Genomic DNA, 20,220 nt, shown 5'->3' on the forward strand with positions numbered 1-20,220 from the left:
GGCGATAGCAGAGATAATGCCAGTAAAGCGGCGGCGAGATCCAGACAACGATGCGCGCGAGAGACGATTGGGCGCCAGGGAGAGAGAGGTTGGCAAAGCGATGAAACGGCGACCTTCGCCAGCGGTGCTTTTAAAAGACGCCGGCGAATGCATTCAGCCGCCAATGCGGAGCTGGGGGGCGGTCACTACTCTTTATTGGTTCTTATGTTTAAACGATCGGTCAAACACCGTACGCGGGTAATATGCAACAGCGGTTTTATCCTGCTGGCGCCGAGCTTTTTCATTATTCGCGACTTGTAATGATTGGCGGTTTTATTTCTGATATTCATGGCATTGCTGATATCGGCCAGCGATTTTCCCGTCGACCACTCCGAAAGGAAAAGGGACTCGCGCTGGGAGAGTTGCGGCGGTTCGGTATAGTGACTGTAACGCTTATATAAGTCACCGATCAGGTGGCTGAAGCGGCTCAATGATATAAGGTTTGATAATATAATGGTTTTATTGTCGACAATCACCACCTCATGCAGGCAGTCGGTGATAATGATTATTTTGTAGGTATTGGGGTTGGCATATTCATCGCGGTAACGTGCTTCAAAATTGGCGATAGTGACATCGATAAAGCAGACCCTTTTACGGCTAAAGCCGGCCGGCGCGCGTTTTTCCGCCCATGTTTGGTTAATGAGTTGTCGAATGCCGACGGTGGTATAGGCACACTCGCTGAAAATATCAATTTCCATTTTATTATAGTCCTTTACTTTCTATTTCCCGGTGAGGATTGATATCTTAAAACATAAAAAAAGAAATAATCTAAATAATTTCATGTTGAACTTATCTTGCACCGCAAACGAATGAGCGTTATCTGGGCGCGAGCTTTGAAGGGAAGGTTATATACTAGCATGATTTATAAAGAGTAAATCTTTTTTTCAACCGAATTTTTAAGCAAGGTAAGGCTAATAGAATAGACATCTTCTATTAATACCTCGGTAATTGAAAGGAATTAACATAGATATTGGCTATCAAAATTATCAAAACGATCGTTTTTGACGATCATTAAATGACGTAAGATTGCGTTTAACGAGTTAAAAACTAAGATTTTTCTTGGTTTTATCACGATGAGAAGCTTTACTTGGATCGACAGTAAAGTCGGCACTGAAGTCATGCGAAAATTAACGTGGAAATTGAGACAAAGATAATTCTAAACAAAGAAAATGCGATGTTTTAAGCTGTGAGCAGAGTGCGAACGTGGATGATTGATACGGAGAGCTGGCGTGAAAGAATGTCATATCGAAATTTCCGATCGGGTAACGCAGGAAATAACGTCCTGTATCGCGGAGGGGTTGGACCGTTTTAATGATCAACATATCGGCTACGGCGATCGTCTGCCGTTGGCCGTGGTGGTAAAAGATCCCGATAGTGGGGAGGTTCTCGGGGGGATTACCGGGCGCTCATCATTAGGGCTGCTGTTTCTCGATCTCTTTTATCTGCCGGAAGCGTTGCGCGGGGCGGGGCTGGGCAGCGAATTGTTGCGCCGTTTCGAGCAGGAAGGCCGCCGGCGCGGTTGCCTTTCCGCCGTGTTGTACACCATCAGCTTTCAGGCGCCGGACTTTTATCAACGACATGGCTGGCAGCGTATGGGGGAGGTGGCGTGCCTGCCGCCGGGGACCTGCCGTATCTTTATGAGCAAAACCTTGTAATGCGCGATTAACGTACGTAGCCTCCCTGTTGCAAACGCCGCAGGGCGGCGCCCTCAGCGAACACCATGCCGGTGGTCAAATCGTGAAAGCCGTACTTTTTATAGAAGGCCAGTTTTTCCGGCACCGAATAGATGAAAATCTTGCCGAGCGGCGCCAGATCTTGCATCACCCGGTCCATCAACCTGCGCCCCAACCCCTGTCCCTGAAAGCGCGGATCGATCGCCACGTCGGCCAGGTAGGCAACCGAGGTCAAATCGCTGATGGCATGTGCGGTGGCGATCAGCTCATCGCCGATAAACCCCCAATAGCAAAACTGGCTGTGTTGGTAAACGCGTTGCAGCGTATGCGGATCGCGTTCGCCCAGCCCGGCGGCCTGCAGCAATTCACACAGCCGCTGCCAGTCGATGGCGCGGCGGCTCATATCGGTGATGATTTCCATGGTTTTCCTCTAATCAATATGATTGAGATCGACGGCATAGTGCCGAATGGCGCGCTGATAGCCGTGGATGCCGGGGTCTGACGAGATGTCCGCCAGCAACAATAACAGATCGGCCACGGCGCGTTTATTTTCACCCAGGTTGTACAGCGTCATGGCGCGAAACAGCATTAGTTCGTTGGCCTGCGGGAATTCGGTCAGGCCATCGTCGAAAGCGCGCAGCGAAGCCGGGTATTTCCCCAGGGCGCGGTAAGTGCTGCCGAGGCCCAGCCAGGCTTCACGGCGCTGGGCGGGCGGCAAATCGCGAGCCAATGCCGCGAGGTAGCAGGGAATGGCCTGTTGCTCCAGGCCCTGAACGTCATACAGGCAGGCCAGCTGAAAGTGTAACATCGCCGCTTCCGGCTCGGCCGCCAGTTGCCGTAACGCCAGCGCAGTCGCTTCCTGATAGCGGCCCTGCGTTTTCAACTGCGAGAGAGACAAAGAAGTGGACATGATCGGCGCTCCCTTGGCGTATTTTTATACCTTTTACACGCTACCGTGGAGAAATTGATATCACAAGGGAATAGCTGTACTGCACATTGATCAGATAAATACGAAAATGTGCGCTAAGCCCGATTTCCGGGCCCGGCATCGTTCCCGTTTCCCTTCACATGGTCAAAAAACAAGCGTAGAATCCGCTTCGTCAAATAATTGAGGTTGTAAAGTATTATGGTTGATCGTGAATTAGGAAACTGGAAAGACTTCATTGATGAGATGTTGGGCAACTGACACAGCGTTGAAGCAGATGGCAAGGTTGAGTCATTGGAACGTCACTGAAACACCTTGGGAACGAGATTATCGTTCGAAAAAAAGCAGCATCGGTTACCCGACGCTGCTTTTTTTTATGCGCTGCCTGTTACTCCTCAGTGGTCGGCGTGGTTGCCGGATGCGCTTTACCCGGGAAACGGCGCCGCACCAGCACGAAGAACAGCGGCACGAAGAAAATCGCCAGCAGGGTGGCGGAGATCATGCCGCCCATCACCCCGGTGCCGACCGCATGCTGGCTACCGGAACCGGCGCCGCTGCTGGTGGCCATCGGCAGCACGCCGAAGATGAACGCCAGCGAGGTCATCAGGATCGGCCGCAGACGCATGCGGGACGCGTCGAGCGTCGCCGACATCAGATCCTGGCCTTTATGGTTCAGCTCATTAGCGAACTCGACGATAAGAATGGCGTTTTTCGCCGACAGCCCAATGATGGTCAACAGGCCAACCTGGAAATAGACGTCGTTCTCCAGACCGCGCAGCCAGGTGGCGGCGACCGCGCCGATCACCCCCAGTGGCACCACCAGCATCACAGAGAACGGTATCGACCAGCTCTCGTACAGCGCCGCCAGGCACAGGAACACTACCAGCAGCGAGATGGCGTACAGCGCCGGCGCCTGCGAGCCGGACAGCCGTTCCTGATAGGACATCGCCGTCCATTCCAGCCCGAAGCCGGTCGGCAGTTGGCTGACCAGTTTTTCCATTTCCGCCATCGCGGTGCCGGTGCTGACGCCGTTGGCCGCTTCGCCGACGATCTCCAGCGCCGAGCTGCCGTTATAGCGCTCCAGCCGCGGCGAACCGTACTCCCAGTGCGAGCTGGCGAAGGCCGAGAACGGCACCATGCCGCCCGCGCTGTTGCGCACATACCATTTGTTGATGTCATCCGGCAGCATGCGGAACGGCGCTGCGGCCTGCACGTAGACTTTTTTCACTCGGCCGCGGTCGACGAAGTCGTTGACGTAGGTCGAGCCCCAGGCGGTGGAGAGGGTATTGTTGATGTCGTCGATAGACACGCCCAGTGCCTGAGCCTTGCGTTGATCGATATCGATTTGCAACTGCGGGCTGTCGTCCAGGCCGTTGTGGCGCACGCGCGACAGCAGCGGGTTTTGCCCGGCCAGCTGTAGCAGCTGATCGCGCGCCGCCATCAGCTTGGCGTGGCCGAGGCCGGCGTGGTCTTCCAACTCCATATCGAAGCCGGAAGAGTTGCCGAGGCCGGTGATAGCCGGCGGGCTGCTGGCGATCACCCGCGCTTCGTTAATCTTGTTGAACGCCAGGGTGGCGCGATCGATGATGTCGAACGAGCTGTTGGCGCCCGAGGTGCGCAGATCCCAGTCTTTTAGCCGAATGAACAGACGCGCCACGTTTTGGCCGTTCCCCCCCGGCCCGGAGCCGATGATGGCGAACACCGACAACACATCCTGTTTCTCTTCGGTGAGGAAGTACCGCTCAACCTTTTCCACCACTTTGGACGTTTGTTGCAGGGTCGAACCTGCCGGCAGCTGCACCTGTACGGTGAAGATGCCACGGTCTTCCTGCGGCAGGAAGGAGGTCGGCAGCTTGATGAACAGCAACGCCATGCCGCCGAGCAACAGCAGATAAATCACCATGTAGCGGCCGCTGGCGTGCAGGATGCGCCCCACGCCGCGCTCATAGCGTTCGGTGTTGCGGTTGAACATGCGGTTGAACCAGCCGAAGAAGCCGCGCTTACCGTGGTGGTGGCCCTTGGCGATCGGTTTGAGCAGCGTGGCGCACAGGGCAGGGGTCAGGATCATTGCCACCAGCACCGACAGCACCATGGCGGAGACGATGGTGATGGAGAACTGTCGATAGATGGCGCCAGTGGTGCCGCCGAAGAACGCCATCGGCACGAACACCGCCGACAGCACCAGGGCGATGCCAACCAGCGCGCTCTGGATTTGCCCCATGGATTTGCGCGTGGCTTCACGCGGCGGCAGGCCTTCTTCGCTCATCACGCGTTCGACGTTTTCCACCACCACGATGGCGTCGTCCACCAGCAGGCCGATCGCCAACACCATGGCGAACATGGTGAGGGTGTTGATGCTGAAGCCGCAGGCGGACAGGATGGCGAAGGTGCCCATTAGCACCACCGGCACGGCGATGGTGGGGATCAGCGTGGCGCGGAAATTCTGCAGGAACAGGTACATCACCAGGAACACCAGCAGGATGGCTTCCAGCAGCGTTTTCACCACGTCCTTGATCGAGGCTTTGACGAACGGGGTGGTTTCATAGGCCACTTTGGCCTCCAGCCCGCGCGGGAAGTACTGCGACAGTTCGGCGATCTTGTCCTTCACCAACTGGTCGGTCTGCAGTTCGTTGGCGCCGGAGGCCAGCTTGATGTTCATGCCCGCGGCCTGCATCCCGTTGTAGCGGCTGAGGTAGTTGTAGTTCTCGCCGCCCAGTTCGACGGTGGCGACGTTGCCCAGCGTCACCAGCGATCCGTCCTGATTGACCCGCAGGGTGATCTGGCGGAATTGTTCTGGCGTCTGGAGCTGCGACTGGGCGTTGATGGTGGCGTTCAACGCCTGTTTATCGACCGATGGCGTGCCGCCTAACTGGCCGACCGCCACTTGGGCGTTCTGCGATTGAATGGCCTTGACCACGTCCTGGGTCGTGAGCTGGTAACTGTTGAGCTTGTTGGGATCGAGCCAGATACGCATGGCGTATTGCGAGCCGTACACGTCCATGCTGCCGACGCCGTTGATGCGGCTGAGCGGATCCTGCAGGTTGGAGACGATGTAATCGGCGATGTCCTGCTTGTCCATGCTGTTGTCGGTGGAGACGAACGCTACCATCATCAGCGTGGTGTCGCCGGATTTCGACACCGTGACCCCCTGATTCTGCACTGCCTGCGGCAAACGTTTGATCGCCGCCTGCAGCTGGTTTTGCACCTGCTGCATCGCTTCGTTGGGATCGGTGCCGGCTTCGAACGTCAGCGTGACGGTCGCCTGGCCGGTATTGGTGCTCTGCGACGACATATACATCATGTTGTCGAGGCCGGTCATATTCTGTTCAATGATCTGCGTGACGGTGTTTTCCAGCGTTTGCGCCGAAGCACCTGGGTAAGTTGCGCTAATGCGCACGTTCGGCGGCGCCAGATTCGGGTATTGTTCTACCGGTAAAGAAAAAATCGCCAATGCCCCGGTCAGGCAAAGAATAATTGCCAGCACCCAGGCGAAAATCGGGCGATCAATAAAAAAATTGGCCATGCAGCGCGAACCTCGTTATGACTTGTTCTATCTTTAAAACGCATCGGAAATATGCATTTCAGCGGCAGGGAAGGATTCCGGCGCTATTGCACTTTACTCGGGATAGTCGAGGAAAGCGTGGAGAAAAAAAGGAGATAGTGTAAATAACGGTAGCGGAAAACGGCGTGGATGCACCGACGCCGATAATTGTACGCTATTAAGACATTTTTATTACTATCAAAGGCCTTGCGCATGTCTTCGCCGCAGGCAACCGAAAGTAAAAACTGGACTCACCTTACAGCAGGAGCTTGGCATGGGAATTAACCCGGTATTTGCCCGTCGGCTTTATTTATGCTGGCTGATCAGCCACAGTGAGCGGCCCAATGTGCCGCGGTTGATGGCGCTGACCGGTTGGCCGCGCCGCACGTTGCAGGATGTGCTGAAGGCGCTGCCCGGCATGGGCGTCGAGCTGCAGTTCGTGCAGCAGGGCGTGCGCAACAACGACGGTTTCTATCAGTTGGAAAGCTGGGGGCCGTTCAACAAGAGCTGGGTGCATCAGCACCATCAGGCGCTGCTCAGCGCCATCGAGTAAGCGGCCCCGGCGTATTGGCCGGGGCGGGGCGATCAGTGGCTTTTGTACTCCAGGTACATCACCGTCGCCGCCACGCGAGAACGCACGTCCAGCTTGCGCAGTATATTGCGGATGTGCACCTTCACGGTTTCTTCAGAGATATGCAGCTGCGCCGCCACCTGTTTGTTGGACAGGCCGCGCGCCACCTCTTGCAAGACGTCCAGTTCGCGTTCGGTCAAGGCGGCGAAGGGATCGCGTTGCTCGCCGCGCGCCAGCAAATAGTCGGCCATGGCGTCGCTGATCACGTTCTGCCCTTCGGCGGCGGCGCTGATGTGTTCCAGCAGCTGTTCCGGTTCACTGTCTTTCAGCAGATAGCCGTCGGCGCCGGCGTCGATCAGCGCATACAGATCGCTGCGCGCATCGGAGACCGTCAGCACGATGATGCGCGCGTCCACGCCTTCGTTGCGCAGGGCCCGCAGCGTATCCAGCCCGGACATGCCCTTCATGTTCAGATCCAACAAGATCACGTCCGGCGCGTGCTGCAGTGCCAGCGCAACCGCCTCGCTGCCGTTGCCGGCCTCCGCTACCACGCCAAATCGCGCATCCAGTCCCAGCAGCTGTTTGATGCCGCGCCGCATCAACGGATGATCGTCAACGATCATGACTCGGTATTGCTTCATCACCATGAAATATGCTCCCTGTAGCAAGTAAAGCCACTCAAACGCGCCCGGAGGCGTGCTTCACAGTGGGACTGTCTCTTCAAAAATAGCGGCATTCTGCACCGCAAACCTCTCTGGGCAGCCTTCTGCCCGGCGGCAACCGTAACGCCGAGTGAACAGCCGCAAGGTCAGGGCGAGAATGTCAGGCAGACCGCCGTGCCGCCGCCGCCTCTGAGCCGGATGCGCAGCGTTCCTCCCAGTCGCGCCGCGCGTTCGCTCATGATGGTCAAGCCGTAATGCCCTTCCGGTTCTTCCAGACTGGCGATGCCGCAACCGTCGTCGGTAATGCTGAATACGTTGTCGCCTGCGGCATTGACCTCGCAACACACCGCGATCTCGTTCGCTCCGGCGTGCTTGACGGCATTGAGTACCGCTTCGCGCACGATCTGCAGCGCGTGCACCTGCTGTTGGGCGTTGAGCGCCTGCGAGGGCAGCCGACAGTGTAACTGAATCCGCGCGGGGGTTAGCGCCTTTAATGGCTGCAACAGTTGCTCCAGCGCGGCATTCAGATCCGCCTCCTGAATGTTGAGGCGGAAGGTGGCCAGTAATTCTCTCAGCTGGCGATAGGCATCGGCCAGCGTGCGATCGAAATCATCGATAATCGTCTGCGCCGCCGGATCGTCGGCGGCGCGCCGGAGCAGCGTCAGCTGGATGCGCAGGAACGACAGCGTCTGCGCCAGCGAATCGTGCAGCTCGCGGGCGATGGTCCCACGCTCTTCCATCAGCAACAGATATTGGTGCTGCTTTTGCGCGCGGTTGAAGTAGACGCCGCGGCCCAACATATTGGCCAGGCTCTGCATCAGGTGAGGATGCGGCGGCTGCGCCTCGGGCTGCCAACGCAATTCGCCCAGCAGTTTATCGCCTTGAGTGATCGACAGCGCGCTCCAGGCTTGCGCCGGCGCCGGCTCTCCTTCGTTCAGTTGCCACTGGCCATGGTCGTCCGCCACGTTCAACCGGATGCAGCGCAGTCGTTCACTTTGGCGCACGATGCGCAGCACATTTTCAAACGCCTGCTGATCGATCTGGCGCACGCTCAGCGCCTGCGAGCAGCGATACAGCACCTCCAGCGTTTCGTTGGCCTGCTGCAGGCGCTGGGTCTTTTCCTGCACTTTCAGCTCCAGCGACTGATAGAGCCGGGCCAGCTCGTCCGACATGGCGCTGAAGGTTTGCGACAGCACGCCGAGTTCGTTCGGCAGCGCCACGTCCAGCTGCGGGTGGCGAAAGTCGCGCTGTTGCACGCGCTGGCTGGCGTCGACCAGATGCTGCAGCGGCGTGACCACCTGGCGGCGCATAAAGCGGATGCAGAACAGCACCAGGCCGATGATGGCGGCGTAGCCCAGTACGCTGACGGCGGCCACCAGGGTGAGTTTCAACTCGGAATAACGCTGCAGAGCGGAAACAAAATGATCGACGCGGTTGACGTAGCCGGCGACCTCCGCCCGGTAGGCGGCGGCCTGCCCGTCGCGGATCTGCCGCTCCATCGCTTGCCATGTTCGTTGCAGCGCCAGATAGTGGTTGCGCACCTCGGCCGGGACGTAAAAGCGCGCCAGCTTTTGCAGCGCCGGCGCCTGCAAAGATTGCCGGTATTGCTGCAGGTGCAGCTCCAGCTCCGGGTTCTGCCGGTCGAGGTCAAAGGCCAAGCGGTAGCTTTGCATGCGCAGCGAACCGGCGATGTTGATCGCCTCGGCATCGCTCTGGCTGCCGGCGACGGTCGTCAACGCCAACCCGGTGGCGAGCACCGACAGGATCACGATGCCGAACAGCGCTCTGGCCAGGCTGCCGGTCACGGAACGTTTAACAAGCAATCACGGAATCCTTTTCTCTCAGGTGAGGCGCTTCGCCAGTTTCATTCGAAAGCAAAACTATAACTTTTGCAACTAAATTGCACCGCGATTTGTATCAAGTTGTCAACAAAACGGGAACAATTGTCGTTGTGTAATCAAATGAATAGCGAAATGCCCACCGATTTTCAGCCGCAGCCCGGTTTCCACTGATGATTTGCCTTTGTGGATGCGATTCGTCCTGACTCGTCTGTCAGAGTCTGCGTCTGCCCACGATGTATTTTAAATCCTGGTTTACCCGGAGAGGCGATGTGATTTTTGTTGCAAATCGTCTGCCGCGGCGCGGCCTAATCGCGGTATGATCTGCACGTTGTCACGCAAGGGAAAAGGGTTATGTCGTCGAAAATTGAGAATGTGAAGAAAGAGCTGCTGTCGGACAACTGGTATGTGCTGCACAAGTACACGTTCGATCTGAAACGCAAAAACGGCGGTTCGGTGCAACAGGTGCGCGAGGTCTACGATCGTGGCAACGGCGCTACCATTTTGCTGTACAACCGCGCCAAGGGCACGGTGGTGCTGACCAATCAGTTCCGCATGCCGACCTACGTCAACGGCAACGAGAGCGGCATGCTGCTCGAGGCCTGCGCCGGCCTGCTGGACGCCGACTCTCCGGAGCAATGCGCGCGCCGCGAAGCGGTGGAGGAGACCGGTTTTCAGGTCAGCGAGGTGAAGAAAATCTTCGAAGCCTACATGTCGCCGGGCGGCGTGACCGAAATCGTGCACTTCTTTATCGCCGAATACCATGATGATGAGCGGCGCGCGGCCGGCGGCGGCATTGAAGATGAAGATATTGAGGTGATCGAACTGCCGTTTCGCGACGCGGTGGCGATGATCGCCGACGGCCGGATTAAAGACGGCAAGACCATCATGCTGCTGCAGTATTTGCAGATTCATCGGGTGATGGAATAAAAAAAGCCGGTCATGATGACCGGCTTTTTTATCGGCTTGCGCCAGACCGCTTACTTCAGCAGCGCCTGCGCCTTGGCCACCACGTTGTCCACGGTGAAGCCGAACTCGGCGAACAGCTGCTCCGCCGGCGCCGACTCACCGAAGGTGGTCATGCCCACGATGGCGCCGTTCAGGCCCACGTACTTGTACCAGTAGTCCGCGATACCCGCTTCCACCGCCACGCGCGCCGTCACCGCCGCCGGCAGCACCGACTCGCGGTACGCCGCATCCTGCTTGTCGAACGCGTCGGTCGACGGCATCGACACCACACGCACTTTGCGGCCCGCTGCGGTCAGCGTGTCCGCCGCTTCCACCGTGATACCCACTTCGGAGCCGGTGGCAATCAGGATGACGTCCGGCGTGCCCGCGCAGTCTTTCAGCACGTAGCCGCCGCGGTACACGTTCGCCAGCTGCTCTGCGCTGCGCGGCTGCTGGGTCAGGTTCTGGCGCGAGAACACCAGGGTGGTCGGGCCGTCGTTGCGCTCGATACCGTACTGCCACGCCACCGCCGATTCCACCTGGTCACACGGGCGCCAGGTGCTCATGTTCGGGGTCACGCGCAGGCTCGCCAGCTGCTCCACCGGCTGGTGGGTCGGGCCGTCTTCGCCCAGACCGATGGAGTCGTGGGTGTAGACGAACACGTTGCGCAGCTTCATCAGCGCCGCCATGCGCACCGCGTTGCGGGCGTATTCCACGAACATCAGGAAGGTCGCCGAGTACGGCAGGAAGCCGCCGTGCAGCGCGATGCCGTTGGTGATGGCGGTCATACCGAACTCGCGCACGCCGTAATGAATGTAGTTGCCCGCCGGGTCAACGTTCAGCGCTTTCGAACCGGACCACATGGTCAGGTTGCTCGGCGCCAGGTCGGCGGAGCCGCCCAGGAACTCCGGCAGCACCTTGCCGAACGCTTCCAGCGCGTTCTGCGACGCCTTGCGGCTGGCGATGTTGGCCGGGTTGGCCTGCAGTTTTTCCACGAACGCTTTGGCGTCGGCTTTCCAGTCCGCCGGCAGCTCGCCGTTCATGCGGCGCTTGAACTCGGCAGCCAGTTCCGGGAAGGCCTTGGCGTAGGCGGCGAACTTGTCGTTCCAGGCCGCTTCTTTGGCCTGACCGGCTTCTTTGGCGTCCCACTGGGCGTAGATGTCCTGCGGGATTTCAAAGGCGGCGTATTTCCAGCCCAGCGCTTCGCGGGTGGCGGCCACTTCGGCGGCGCCCAGCGCGGCACCGTGCACGTCATGGGTGCCGGCCTTGTTCGGCGAACCGAAGCCGATAACGGTCTTGCACATCAGCAGCGACGGCTTGTCGGTCACCTTGCGGGCTTCTTCAATCGCGGCCTTGATGGCGTCCGGGTTGTGGCCGTCAACGTTGCGCACCACGTGCCAGCCGTAGGCTTCGAAACGCAGGGCGGTGTCGTCGGTGAACCAGCCGTCGACGTGGCCGTCGATGGAGATGCCGTTGTCATCGTAGAAGGCGGTCAGCTTGCCGAGCTTGAGGGTGCCGGCCAGGGAGCAGACTTCGTGCGAGATACCTTCCATCATGCAGCCGTCGCCCATGAAGGCGTAGGTGTGGTGGTCGACGATGTCGTGGCCAGGGCGGTTGAACTGCGCCGCCAGGGTGCGTTCGGCGATGGCGAAGCCGACGGCGTTGGCGATACCCTGGCCCAGCGGGCCGGTGGTGGTCTCAACGCCTGGGGTGTAGCCGTACTCCGGGTGCCCCGGGGTTTTGGAATGCAGCTGACGGAAGTTCTCCAGCTCGCGCATCGGCAGGTCGTAGCCGGTGAGGTGCAGGAGGCTGTAAATCAACATGGAGCCGTGGCCGTTGGAGAGCACGAAACGGTCGCGGTCAGCCCAGTGCGGGTTAGTCGGGTTGTGGTTGAGGTAGTCACGCCACAGGACTTCGGCGATGTCCGCCATGCCCATAGGGGCCCCCGGGTGGCCGGAATTTGCTTTTTGTACGGCGTCCATGCTGAGTGCGCGGATGGCGTTGGCAAGCTCTTTACGAGAAGACATAACGAAACTCCAGTGCGGTTACAGTTGAGCGGCCAACATGTCTTCCAGCTCCTGCTGGTCGACGGCGAACAGGCGGATGCCTTCGGCGAGTTTTTCTACCGCCATGGCGTCCTGATTGTGCAGCCAGCGGAATTCCGCTTCGGCCAGCGGAGCGGGTTGGTGGAAGCCCTCGGTCGACGGGGTCAGCTTGCGCTCGACCGGCTGTTCGCTGTTTTTCAGCTGCTCCAGCAGGTTCGGCGCGATGGTCAGGCGATCGCAGCCGGCCAGCGCCAGGATCTGCTCAACTTTGCGGAAGCTGGCGCCCATGATCACCGTCTGGTAACGATGACGCTTGTAGTATTCATAGATGGTGCGCACCGATTTCACGCCCGGATCCTGATCGGCGTCATAGTCGGCGGCAGGCTGTTTGGCCTGGTACCAGTCATAGATGCGGCCGACGAACGGCGAGATCAGATACACGCCGGCTTCGGCGCAGGCGCGGGCCTGTGCGAAGGAGAACAGCAGCGTCAGGTTGGTGTTGATGCCTTCTTTTTCCAGCTCTTCGGCGGCTTTGATGCCTTCCCAGGTGGAAGCCAGCTTGATCAGGATGCGCGATTTGTCGATGCCCTGTTCCTGATACATGCCGATCAGTTTGCGCGCTTTGGCGACGCACATGCCGCGGTCGAACGACAGGCGGGCGTCCACTTCGGTGGAGATGCGGCCCGGCACGCTTTTGAGGATCTCGACGCCGATATTGACCGCCAGCTTATCGCTGGCGTTGATCAGCTGGGTTTCCTTGCTGCCGCCCTGGCGGCGGGCATACTCCAGCGCTTCGGTGATCAGCGCCTTGTACTGTGGCAGCGCGGCGGCTTTCAGGATCAGTGAAGGGTTGGTGGTGGCGTCCTGGGGTTCGAACTGGCGGATGGATTCGATATCGCCGCTGTCGGCGACCACCGTGGTCAGCTGCTTGAGTGCGTCTAATTGATTCATTGATAAGCTCCTTGACCAAGCTCAACGTAGGGAAATGAGAACCTTTTTCATCATAGGGGGAACACACTGCATCATCGGGTCGAGAATGAAAATGCGCTTTTTCTGATTGTTGCGATGGATAATAACAATGAATGCCGAGTAAACCCAGGCGGAGCGCGGCTTATGCACGACCGCCATCATGGCTGCAGGCGATTTAACGCCGTCCGACCGCGTTTTCGTAATAGCCGATTCGCTCGACTTTCGGCGCCGAACCTCCCCCTTCAAACTCCGACTCCAGCCAGGCATCGACGATGGTTTTCGCCAGCTCGGCACCGATGACCCGCGCGCCCAGCGTGATGATCTGAGCATCATTGCTTTTGCGCGCCCGTTGGGCGGAGTAGGTATCGTGACATTGCGCCGCGCGAATGCCGGGCACTTTATTGGCCACGATGCTCATACCGATGCCGGTGCCGCACAGCAGGATGCCCCGCCGATGTTTTTCCTCCCGTATCGCCTGTGCGACGCGATAGGCGATATCGGGATAGATCCCCGTTTCTGCGGTGCGATCCGTCGTGTAGTCAATGACGGGAATGTCCCGTTGTTGCAGGTGGGCGACGATCAGATCCTTCAGTTCAATGGCGGCATCGTCGGCGCCGATGGCGATAGGCAGCATAGCGGTCTCCTGATTGGTAACGAAAAGGGCGGCGATCCTCGATGGCGCCACGTTCATTACCGTATCTCTGTTTAATCAAATGTTCAATCTATGTTCTTTTGTTTTTTCGTCGTGTTTTCTGTTTGCGCCTGTAAAAGGTGACTTTCGTCACTAAAAAAGAGGTTTTAATCGTTATTCATCCTCATGTAGACGGGTTTTTGAGCGATATCACACTTTGATAAGTTCACTGTGGGCAAATTGAACGCGTGGCGTTAGTGTTCATTTGTTCTTTGTGTGTGTTAATGATCAAAATAAGTTCCCCTACCAGAGGAGAGTGCTATGTGTCAGACCTGCATGACAGAGGCGAAAATGGCGGCCGGTATCCCCGAGATCATGAAGGCGGTTGTGGCGTACGCCCCGAAAGATTACCGCCTGGAACAGGTGCCGGTACCGAAGATTGGCCCGAAAGAGATCCTGGTGAAGATCGAGGCCTGCGGCATCTGCGCCGGCGATGTTAAAGCGTTCGAAGGGGCGCCCAGCTTCTGGGGCGATGAAAAACAACCGGCATACATCAAGGCGCCGATGATCCCCGGCCATGAATTTATCGGCCACGTGGTGGGATACGGCGAAGGCGTCGAGGGCTTCAATCTCGGCGATCGCGTGATATCAGAACAAATCGTTCCCTGCTGGCAATGCCGCTTCTGCAACCGCGGTCAGTATTGGATGTGCGAAAAGCATGACCTGTACGGTTTCCAGAAAAACGTCAATGGCGGCATGGCCGAGTACATGAAGTTCACCAAAGAGGCGATTAACTATCACGTGCCGGCCGACTTGCCGATCGAAAAAGCCATTCTGATCGAACCCTATGCTTGCTCCTTCCATGCGGTGCAACGCGCCAATATCAAACTGGGCGATGTCGTGGTGCTGGCCGGCGCCGGCACCCTGGGGCTGGGCATGATCGGGGCGATCAAAAAGTCCGGGCCCTCGAAGCTGGTGGTGCTGGATCTGTCCGACGAGCGTCTGGCGCTGGCGAAGCGCTTCGGCGCGGATGTGACGCTGAACCCGACCCGTGACGACGTGCCCGCGGCGGTTAAAGCGATGACCGACGGCTACGGCTGCGACATCTACATCGAGGCGACCGGCGCCCAAAAGTCCGTGGAACAGGGCCTGACGCTGATCCGCAAACTCGGCACCTTCGTCGAATTTTCCGTGTTCAAGGATCCGGTGACCGTCGACTGGAGCATCATCAGCGACCGCAAGGAGCTGGACGTGCTCGGTTCGCACCTCGGCCCTTACTGCTACCCGCTGGTGATCGAAGGCATCGCCAATGGCGATCTGCCGACCGAAGGCGTGGTGACGCATACGCTGCCGCTGGAACAGTTCGCCGAGGGCTTCGAGCTGATGAAGCGCGGCATCGGTTCAATCAAAGTGGTGCTTAATCCAAACCTCTGAAACCTGCATCGTTCTTCGGGTGCGGGCGAGCCTGCGCCTCCATAATCACATGTGCTGGGGTGTTCTATGTTGCATGGACTGATTCATCGCATTGGTCTGTCACCGAAACTGCTGCTGGGCTATGCCGGCGTGTTGGTGTTCATGATGGGCGAAGGGCTGGAACAAGGATGGCTGTCGCCTTATTTGATTGGCAAAGGGCTGAGCATTCAGGAATCGGCGCTGCTGTTCAGCGTTTATGGCTTTGCGGCCGCGATCGCCGCCTGGTTTTCCGGCGTGCTGGCGGAAATCTTTACCGCCCGGCGGGTGATGTTGGCCGGCCTGCTGCTGTTCTTGTTCGGTTCGGTGTGCTTTTTGACGTTCGGCCTGCCGAGCAACAACCTGGCGATCATGGTGCCGACCTATGCGCTGCGCGGCTTGGGCTATCCGCTATTTGCCTACGGTTTTCTGGTGTGGGTGGCGTATGAGGCGCCGCCGGAAAGGCTGGGGTCGGCGGTGGGGATTTTCTGGTTCGTCTACAGCGGCGGGCTCAGCGTGCTGGGCGTGCTGTATTCCAGCATCATGCTGCCTTATCTCGGCGAGATCCACACGCTGTGGAGCGCGCTGATTTTCGTCGTGCTGGGCGCGGTGATTGCGCTGATGCTCAATCGCGACGACGGCGCGGCACAGAGCGGCAACCGGGAAAAAGCGTCGCTGGGTTACGTCTTGAAAGGCATCACCATCGCGTTTGAAAACCCGAAGATCGGCCTGGGCGGCATCGTGCGCACCATTAATACCTCTGCGGCTTACGGCTTCGTCGTATTCATGCCCATGTACATGATGGATATGGGGTTCACCCGTACGCATTGGCTGCAGATGTACGCCGCGCTGTGGACGGTCAACATCATTTTCAACTTGATTTTCGGCGTGATCAGCGACGGTCTCGGCTGGCGCAATGTGGTGATGTGGTTCGGCTGCGTCGGCTGCGCCTTGACCACGCTGATGTTCTACTACGTGCCGCAATTCTTTGGCGCCAACTACCTGCTGACCGTTTGTGCCGCCGGTTTGTTCGGCGCCTGCCTGGCGGCGTTCGTGCCGCTGTCGGCCATCATGCCGTCGCTGGCGCCGGACAATAAGGGCGCGGCGATGTCGATTCTCAATCTGGGCGCTGGCCTGAGCACCTTTGTCGGCCCGGCGGTGGTGGGGCTGTTTATCGGCAGTCTCGGCACCGTTGGCGTGATCTGGATCTTTACCGGCTTGTACCTGTTCAGCGGCGTGCTGATGAAATTTGTCACGCTGCCGAAGGAAAGCGCGACGGCGTCGGAAGAACGCGGCGCGAGTTTGGCGAAAATATCCTGACCGAGGGTGAAGTTCACAGTTTTAAGGGGAAATATATGATTAATCATCAAACTACGGCGCCGCGCGAGCTCTCGCTGCAGGGCAAGGTGGCGCTGATTACCGGCGGCGCTGCGGGGATCGGCCTCGCTATCGCCGAACGCTATCTGCAAAACGGCGCGTGCGTGGCGCTGCTCGATCGGGCGCCACAGGTTGCGGAAGTGGCGCGACAGCTGGACGCCGAGGCGGCGTTGGGCGTCGTGGCCGACGTCACCGATGCCGCGTCGGTGGAGCGGGCGGTGGCGCAGATTGAGGCGCATTTCGGGCGGCTGGACGTGCTGGTCAACAGCGCCGGCATTGTCGCGCTGCATCCTGCTGAGGAACTGCCGGAAACGGCGTGGGATGCAACCCTGGCGGTCAATCTGAAAGGCGTGTTTCTTACCTGCCAGGCGGTAGGGCGCCGTTTCATTAGTCAGCGCGGCGGCAGCATCATCAATCTCGCCTCGCAGGCGGGGGTGGTGGCTTTGCCTAATCACCTGGCCTATTGCGCCAGCAAAGCGGGCGTGATCGGGTTGACTCAGGTGCTGGCGCTGGAGTGGGGGCCGCACAACGTGCGGGTCAACGCCATTTCACCCACCGTCGTTTTGACGGAGCTGGGCCGTAAGGCCTGGTCTGGCGAGGTGGCTGAGCAGATGAAGCAGAAAATCCCGCTGCGGCGCTTCGCCGAGCCGCAAGATATCGCCGCCAGCGCCCTGTTTTTGGCCGGCGACGCGGCGGCGATGATCACCGGCGCCAACCTGGTGGTCGACGGCGGTTACACCATTCAATAATTTCTTATTCAGGCGACAGAGAGGCCGCGATGAACAGAATCATTAACGATCCCGATCACGTAGTGGAAGACGCCATTCAGGGCTATAGGCTGGCCCACCCAGACTATTACGCCGCCACCGACAATGCGCGGGTGTTGAAATATCCGCCGGCGCCGATCGCCGGCAAAGTCGGCATCGTCACCGGCGGCGGTTCCGGCCATGAGCCGGCGTTCCTGGGCTATGTCGGCAAAAACATGCTGGATGCCGTCGCGATTGGCGAGATTTTTTCATCGCCTACGGCGGGGGCTTTTCTCGACGCTTTCAAGGCGGCGGACAGCGGTGCGGGCGTCGCTTGCCTGTACGGCAACTACGCCGGCGACAACATGAACGTCAAGATGGCGATCAAGAAGGCCACGGCGGCCGGCATACGGGTGAAAACCGTGGTGGCCAACGATGATGTCGCCTCGGCGCCAGCCAGTGAGATCGATAAACGGCGCGGCGTGGCCGGCGAAATTCTGATGTGGAAGGTCGGCGCGGCGGCGGCGGCCAAGGGATACGATCTGGACGGCGTGATCGGCGCGGCGCAAAAAGCCATCGACCGGTGTCGTTCGATCGGCGTCGGCCTCAGTTCCTGCACCATTCCCGCGGTCGGCAAACCCAATTTTCATATCGAAGACGGCAAGATGGAGATCGGCATTGGCCATCATGGCGAACCGGGCATTGAGGTGTCGCCGATCCAGTCGGCGTCGGCGATGGCCGGCACCATGCTCGATTTCGTGCTCAACGACATGCCGCTGGAACAGGGGCAGGAGGTGGCGTTGCTGATCTCCGGGCTTGGCGCCACGCCGGTGATGGAGCTGTATATCTATTATGCCGAAATAGAGCGCCGATTGACGGCGAAAGGCGTGCGGGTGCATCGGCGCTACGTCGGCAATTACTTCACGTCGCTGGAAATGATGGGCGTGACGCTGACGCTGATGACGCTGGATGACGAACTGAAAACGCTGCTGGACATGCCGGCGCAATCTTTAGGCTTAACCCAGGTGGAGTGAATCATGACGGAACAAATTTCAACCCGGTACGGCAGTGAGATCGTTACGGGGCTGATAGACACCATTGTCAGCAACCGCGAATACCTGAGCGAAATAGACGGCGCCATCGGCGACGGTGACCACGGCATTAACATGTCGAAGGGATTCGCGATGTGCGGCGATGCCATTCGCGGCCGCACGCTCACGCTGGCGCAGGCGTTCGATGCGGTTTCCGATGCGCTGATGGAGGGCATCGGCGGTTCGATGGGGCCGTTGTACGGCAGCCTGTTCATGGGCATGGCGGAGAGCGTGCGCGAGCGCAGCGTGCTGGATAAGCAGGCATTTTTGGCGATGTTGCACGGCGGATTGCGCGAACTGCAGGACATCAGCAGCGCGGGCGTGGGGGACAAGTGTCTGATGGATACGCTGATACCGGCGGTAGCGGCGTTTGAGCAGGCGGCGGGGCGCGGTGACGACTTCGCCGCTGCGCTGGAACAGATGAGGAGCGCCGCGGCGCGCGGGCGCGATTCCACGCGCGAGCTGGTGGCGAAAATCGGCCGCGCCAGCCGTCTGGGCGAGCGTTCGCGCGGCGTATTGGATGCCGGCGCGGTATCTTGCTGTCTGCTCTTGACCCGATTGGCGGACGAGGTGGAGCAACGACTGAATACCGTTGCCGCCTGATCGCGTTATACTAGCGGGCATTCAGCATTGTCGGAGGGGCGTGTATCGTCCCTCCGCCATGATTAACCGGCCTGCCGTGGGGAAACGTCTAACGGATGGAAAAACAAACTGTGTCCCAGGATAACGAACTGCTGACCGAAATCGCCGTTGCTTATTATCAGGATGAGATCACGCAGGAAGAGATCGCCAAAAAATTCGGCATTTCACGGATCAAAGTCGGTCGTTTGCTCAAGCGCGCCAAGGAAGAAGGCATCGTCGAGATCAACGTGCGTTATCACCCGGTATTCAGCACCCGGCTGGAACAGCAGATGATGGAACGTTTTCCCATCAGCCGCGCGCTGATCGCGCTCGACCATCAGGACGAAGAGGAACAGCGTCGGCAAGTGGCGGCGCTGGTGTCCAACTATCTGGCGATGTCGCTGAAAGACGATATGGTGTTGGCGGTTGGCCAGGGACGCAACGTGGCGGCGATTGCCGATCACGTCGGCAACGTGACGGAGCGCAACTGCAAGTTCATCTGCGGCATCGGCGGTACTCACCGTCCGGGCGATGCGATCAATGCCGACCATATCAGCCGGCGCTTGGCGAAGAAGTTCGGCGGCAGCAGCGAGACGCTTTACGCGCCGGCCTACGTTGAAAATCGCGCGCTGAAAGACGCCTTCATGCAGAACGGCACGATCAAGGAAACCCTGGATCGCGCGCGTAAGGCCGATGTGGCGTTAGTCGGCATTGGCGACATGAATGAAAACAGCTATATGGTGAAATTGGGATGGTTCACGCCGCACGAGATTATCGACGCCAGCCTTAATCAGGGCGTGATCGGCGACATCGCCGGCTATGACTTTTTCAATGCCCAGGGGCAGCATGTCGACACGGTAATGAATGACAGAGTGATCGGGCTAAGCATCGATGAGCTGCGCAAAATCCCTTGCGTGATCGCCATTGCTTCCGAGAATACCAAGGCGTTGGCGATTTTGGGCGCGTTGCGTACCGGTGCCATCGACATTATCGCCACCAGCGCGCTCAATGTGCGCACTATCCTCAACATGTCGCAATAGCGGCACCTGCAAAAATAAAGGGTTCAGCGCCAGGCTGAACCCTCAACGATCTCC

The 20,220-nt window shown here is 58.8% G+C and carries 19 protein-coding genes; 10 read left to right on the forward strand and 9 right to left on the reverse strand.

All coding sequences use genetic code 11. The annotated features are described in order from the left end of the window. Window positions 1-185: 185 nt before the first annotated feature. The gene (locus WA302_RS09455; protein ID WP_049204816.1) at window positions 186-737 is read right to left on the reverse strand and encodes a LuxR C-terminal-related transcriptional regulator; all 552 of its coding nucleotides are present in this window, start codon (window positions 735-737) and stop codon (window positions 186-188) included. Window positions 738-1,268: 531 nt separating this feature from the next. Here WA302_RS09455 and WA302_RS09460 point away from each other — a divergent pair. Then, entirely contained in the window at window positions 1,269-1,694 is a 426-nt protein-coding gene (locus tag WA302_RS09460) for a GNAT family N-acetyltransferase (RefSeq protein ID WP_025303820.1), read from the forward strand. Between the two features lie 7 nt (window positions 1,695-1,701). On the opposite strand, the gene WA302_RS09465 is transcribed toward WA302_RS09460, so the two are convergent. Together WA302_RS09465 and WA302_RS09470 are read right to left on the reverse strand one after the other, a co-directional pair. After that, a complete protein-coding gene (locus WA302_RS09465) occupies window positions 1,702-2,133 on the reverse strand; it encodes a GNAT family N-acetyltransferase (protein ID WP_025303819.1) in 432 nt (143 codons plus the stop codon). Window positions 2,134-2,142: 9 nt separating this feature from the next. Beyond that, the gene (locus WA302_RS09470) at window positions 2,143-2,622 is read right to left on the reverse strand and encodes a tetratricopeptide repeat protein (RefSeq protein ID WP_261456772.1); all 480 of its coding nucleotides are present in this window, start codon (window positions 2,620-2,622) and stop codon (window positions 2,143-2,145) included. Between the two features lie 216 nt (window positions 2,623-2,838). On the opposite strand from WA302_RS09470, the gene ypfM reads away from it, so the two are divergent. Next, complete coding sequence (ypfM, locus tag WA302_RS09475) at window positions 2,839-2,898, forward strand: protein YpfM (protein ID WP_100396732.1); 60 nt, start codon at window positions 2,839-2,841, stop codon at window positions 2,896-2,898. Between the two features lie 127 nt (window positions 2,899-3,025). On the opposite strand, the gene acrD is transcribed toward ypfM, so the two are convergent. Further along, window positions 3,026-6,160 (reverse strand): multidrug efflux RND transporter permease AcrD, encoded by a 3,135-nt coding sequence (gene acrD / locus WA302_RS09480; protein ID WP_025303817.1) that lies wholly within the window; start codon window positions 6,158-6,160, stop codon window positions 3,026-3,028. A gap of 292 nt (window positions 6,161-6,452) precedes the next feature. On the opposite strand from acrD, the gene WA302_RS09485 reads away from it, so the two are divergent. Further along, entirely contained in the window at window positions 6,453-6,731 is a 279-nt protein-coding gene (locus WA302_RS09485) for a winged helix-turn-helix domain-containing protein (RefSeq protein WP_004941750.1), read from the forward strand. 32 nt (window positions 6,732-6,763) lie between these two features. On the opposite strand, the gene WA302_RS09490 is transcribed toward WA302_RS09485, so the two are convergent. Next, complete coding sequence (locus WA302_RS09490) at window positions 6,764-7,396, reverse strand: response regulator (protein ID WP_127146646.1); 633 nt, start codon at window positions 7,394-7,396, stop codon at window positions 6,764-6,766. 161 nt (window positions 7,397-7,557) lie between these two features. Continuing rightward, window positions 7,558-9,234, reverse strand: a complete 1,677-nt coding sequence (gene narQ / locus WA302_RS09495) for a nitrate/nitrite two-component system sensor histidine kinase NarQ (protein WP_261456771.1) — start codon at window positions 9,232-9,234, stop codon at window positions 7,558-7,560. A 369-nt stretch (window positions 9,235-9,603) separates the two neighbouring features. Here narQ and nudK point away from each other — a divergent pair, with 369 nt between their 5' ends. Next, window positions 9,604-10,179, forward strand: a complete 576-nt coding sequence (nudK, locus tag WA302_RS09500) for a GDP-mannose pyrophosphatase NudK (RefSeq protein ID WP_033643990.1) — start codon at window positions 9,604-9,606, stop codon at window positions 10,177-10,179. Window positions 10,180-10,229: 50 nt separating this feature from the next. Here nudK and tkt read toward each other — a convergent pair whose 3' ends face one another. From tkt to rpiB, 3 genes are all read right to left on the reverse strand, one after another. Next, window positions 10,230-12,224, reverse strand: coding sequence for a transketolase (gene tkt, locus WA302_RS09505; protein ID WP_089180484.1), 1,995 nt, complete (start codon window positions 12,222-12,224; stop codon window positions 10,230-10,232). A gap of 18 nt (window positions 12,225-12,242) precedes the next feature. Continuing rightward, window positions 12,243-13,193: a transaldolase gene (gene tal, locus WA302_RS09510; RefSeq protein ID WP_261456865.1), complete on the reverse strand. Its 951-nt coding sequence runs from the start codon at window positions 13,191-13,193 to the stop codon at window positions 12,243-12,245. Window positions 13,194-13,386: 193 nt separating this feature from the next. Beyond that, window positions 13,387-13,845 carry a ribose 5-phosphate isomerase B gene (rpiB, locus tag WA302_RS09515; RefSeq protein WP_025303812.1) on the reverse strand — a complete coding sequence of 153 codons (459 nt, stop codon included), beginning with the start codon at window positions 13,843-13,845 and terminating at the stop codon, window positions 13,387-13,389. 318 nt (window positions 13,846-14,163) lie between these two features. On the opposite strand from rpiB, the gene WA302_RS09520 reads away from it, so the two are divergent. The 6 genes from WA302_RS09520 (at window position 14,164) to WA302_RS09545 (ending at window position 20,166) form a co-directional block, all read left to right on the forward strand. Further along, window positions 14,164-15,276: an MDR/zinc-dependent alcohol dehydrogenase-like family protein gene (locus WA302_RS09520; RefSeq protein WP_025303811.1), complete on the forward strand. Its 1,113-nt coding sequence runs from the start codon at window positions 14,164-14,166 to the stop codon at window positions 15,274-15,276. A 66-nt stretch (window positions 15,277-15,342) separates the two neighbouring features. After that, entirely contained in the window at window positions 15,343-16,611 is a 1,269-nt protein-coding gene (locus WA302_RS09525) for an MFS transporter (RefSeq protein ID WP_025303810.1), read from the forward strand. A 35-nt stretch (window positions 16,612-16,646) separates the two neighbouring features. Next, window positions 16,647-17,417 carry an SDR family oxidoreductase gene (locus WA302_RS09530; RefSeq protein ID WP_025303809.1) on the forward strand — a complete coding sequence of 257 codons (771 nt, stop codon included), beginning with the start codon at window positions 16,647-16,649 and terminating at the stop codon, window positions 17,415-17,417. Between the two features lie 29 nt (window positions 17,418-17,446). Then, the gene (locus tag WA302_RS09535; RefSeq protein ID WP_015378693.1) at window positions 17,447-18,448 is read left to right on the forward strand and encodes a dihydroxyacetone kinase subunit DhaK; all 1,002 of its coding nucleotides are present in this window, start codon (window positions 17,447-17,449) and stop codon (window positions 18,446-18,448) included. A 3-nt stretch (window positions 18,449-18,451) separates the two neighbouring features. Beyond that, on the forward strand, window positions 18,452-19,108 hold the full coding sequence (dhaL, locus tag WA302_RS09540) for a dihydroxyacetone kinase subunit DhaL (protein WP_025303808.1): 657 nt from the start codon (window positions 18,452-18,454) through the stop codon (window positions 19,106-19,108). A gap of 95 nt (window positions 19,109-19,203) precedes the next feature. Further along, window positions 19,204-20,166, forward strand: coding sequence for a sugar-binding transcriptional regulator (locus WA302_RS09545; protein ID WP_025303807.1), 963 nt, complete (start codon window positions 19,204-19,206; stop codon window positions 20,164-20,166). The last annotated feature ends 54 nt before the right edge of the window (window positions 20,167-20,220 follow it).

The organism is Serratia sp. 201, assembly GCF_037027545.1.
In the GTDB taxonomy this organism is placed as follows: Bacteria; Pseudomonadota; Gammaproteobacteria; order Enterobacterales; family Enterobacteriaceae; genus Serratia; species Serratia bockelmannii.